The sequence below is a fragment of the Tistrella arctica genome (genome assembly GCF_039630945.1).
In the GTDB taxonomy this organism is placed as follows: domain Bacteria; phylum Pseudomonadota; class Alphaproteobacteria; order Tistrellales; family Tistrellaceae; genus Tistrella; species Tistrella bauzanensis.
On record NZ_JBBKTV010000030.1, the window covers coordinates 1 to 2,887 of the forward strand.

A 2,887-nucleotide genomic window follows, 5' to 3' on the forward strand; every position below is an offset into this window, starting at 1 on the left:
GAACCGATCGATGACACCGTGACATGACCGCAGGATTGCGGGTGCATGCTCGCGGGTCCGGTTCTGGACGTGACGGCGGATCTCTCGAGCAAGAGAAGGGCATCTGGTGGATGCCTTGGCGTCAGGAGGCGATGAAGGACGTGACACGCTGCGATAAGCCGTGGGGAGCTGCGAGTGAGCTTTGATCCATGGATTTCCGAATGGGGCAACCCACCACGCAAGTGGTATCTTCTGGTGAATACATAGCCAGGAGAGGCGAACCCGGTGAACTGAAACATCTAAGTAGCCGGAGGAAAGGACATCAACGGAGACTCCGTAAGTAGTGGCGAGCGAAAGCGGATCAGGCCAGTGGTTTCTTGAGACACGATCAGAACGGCATGGAAAGGCCGGCCAGAGCGGGTGATAGCCCCGTATGGAGAGTAGCTCTTGAAATCCTTGAGTAGAGCGGGACACGTGAAATCCTGTTTGAAAATAGGGGGACCACCCTCTAAGCCTAAGTACTCCCTGACGACCGATAGTGAACCAGTACCGTGAGGGAAAGGTGAAAAGCACCCCGACGAGGGGAGTGAAACAGTTCCTGAAACCGGATGCCTACAAGCAGTCGGAGGGCGCAAGCCTGACGGCGTACCTTTTGCATAATGGGTCAGCGAGTTACTTTGTCCAGCAAGCTTAAGCCGATAGGTGTAGGCGCAGCGAAAGCGAGTCTGAATAGGGCGCTTGAGTTGGACGAAGTAGACCCGAAACCGGGTGATCTAGCCATGGGCAGGTTGAAGGTGCGGTAACACGCACTGGAGGACCGAACCCACGTCTGTTGAAAAAGACGGGGATGACCTGTGGCTAGGGGTGAAAGGCCAATCAAACTCGGATATAGCTGGTTCTCCGCGAAAACTATTTAGGTAGTGCGTCACGTGATTACCCTCGGGGGTAGAGCACTGGATGGGCTAGGGGGCCTCACCGGCTTACCAAACCTAACCAAACTCCGAATACCGAGGAGTACAGCGTGGCAGACAGACTGCGGGTGCTAAGGTCCGTAGTCGAGAGGGAAACAGCCCAGACCACCAGCTAAGGTCCCCAAGTTACGGCTAAGTGGGAAAGGATGTAGGACGGCCATGACAACCAGGAGGTTGGCTTAGAAGCAGCCATCCTTTAAAGAAAGCGTAACAGCTCACTGGTCTAGTTAAGCTGTCCCGCGCCGAAGATGTAACGGGGCTCAAGCCGTACACCGAAGCTGTGGATGCATCGCAAGATGCGTGGTAGCGGAGCGTTCCGTAGGCCTGTGAAGGGCGACCCGTGAGGGCGCCTGGAGGTATCGGAAGTGAGAATGCTGACATGAGTAGCGACAAACAGAGTGAGAAACTCTGTCGCCGAAAGCCCAAGGGTTCCTGCGCAAGGCTAATCCGCGCAGGGTGAGTCGGCCCCTAAGACGAGAGCGAAAGCTGTAGTCGATGGGAAACAGGTTAATATTCCTGTACCTGTGGGACGTGACGGATGACGTAAGTTGTTGGAGCTTATCGGATTGTTTCCAGCAGCGAAGTTGTTCCAGGAAATAACGCCCACGAATAGACCGTACCCCAAACCGACACAGGTGGGCAGGTAGAGTATACCAAGGCGCTTGAGAGAACGATACTGAAGGAACTCGGCAAATTACCCCCGTAACTTCGGGAGAAGGGGGCCCCGTTCCTGGGCAACCAGGGGCGGGGGGCACAGACCAGGGGGTGGCGACTGTTTACTAAAAACACAGGGCTCTGCGAAGCCGCAAGGCGACGTATAGGGTCTGACGCCTGCCCGGTGCCGGAAGGTTAAGAGGAGGGGTTAACGCTCTGAATCGAAGCCCCGGTAAACGGCGGCCGTAACTATAACGGTCCTAAGGTAGCGAAATTCCTTGTCGGGTAAGTTCCGACCCGCACGAATGGCGTAACGACTTCCCCACTGTCTCCAGTATCGACTCAGCGAAATTGAATTCCCCGTGAAGATGCGGGGTTCCCGCGGTCAGACGGAAAGACCCCGTGCACCTTTACTACAGCTTTGCAGTGGCACTAGGGACTGAATGTGTAGGATAGGTGGGAGCCTGTGAAGCCTCGGCGCCAGCTGAGGTGGAGGCATCCTTGAAATACCACCCTTTTAGTTCTTGGTGTCTAACCGCGCTCCGTGATCCGGAGCCGGGACCCTGCATGGCGGGTAGTTTGACTGGGGCGGTCGCCTCCCAAAGAGTAACGGAGGCGCGCGATGGTGGGCTCAAACCGGTCGGAAATCGGTTGTCGAGTGCAATGGCATAAGCCCGCCTGACTGCGAGACTGACAAGTCGAGCAGAGACGAAAGTCGGCCATAGTGATCCGGTGGTCCCGAGTGGAAGGGCCATCGCTCAACGGATAAAAGGTACGCCGGGGATAACAGGCTGATAACCCCCAAGAGTCCATATCGACGGGGTTGTTTGGCACCTCGATGTCGGCTCATCACATCCTGGGGCTGGAGCAGGTCCCAAGGGTTCGGCTGTTCGCCGATTAAAGTGGTACGTGAGCTGGGTTTAGAACGTCGTGAGACAGTTCGGTCCCTATCTGCCGTGGGTGTAGGAGACTTGAGAGGATCTGTCCTCAGTACGAGAGGACCGGGATGGACGGATCTCTGGTGCACCAGTTGTGACGCCAGTCGCATCGCTGGGTAGCTATATCCGGAAGGGATAACCGCTGAAAGCATCTAAGCGGGAAACCTCCCTCGAAACCAGGTCTCCCTTGAGAGCCGTGGAAGACCACCACGTTGATAGGCCGGGTGTGCACGTGCGGCAACGCACTGAGCTAACCGGTACTAATCGCTCGATAGAGCTCTATTGATCCCCGTCGCGCCCAGAACCGGGCCCGCGGGCCACACAGCTTGCATCACAGACACAAAA

At 56.5% G+C, this 2,887-nt stretch carries 1 rRNA gene; it reads left to right on the forward strand.

From position 1 onward, the window contains the following. Nucleotides 1-83: 83 nt before the first annotated feature. Nucleotides 84-2,827, forward strand: a 23S ribosomal RNA gene (locus WG924_RS28035). Nucleotides 2,828-2,887 lie beyond the last annotated feature (60 nt).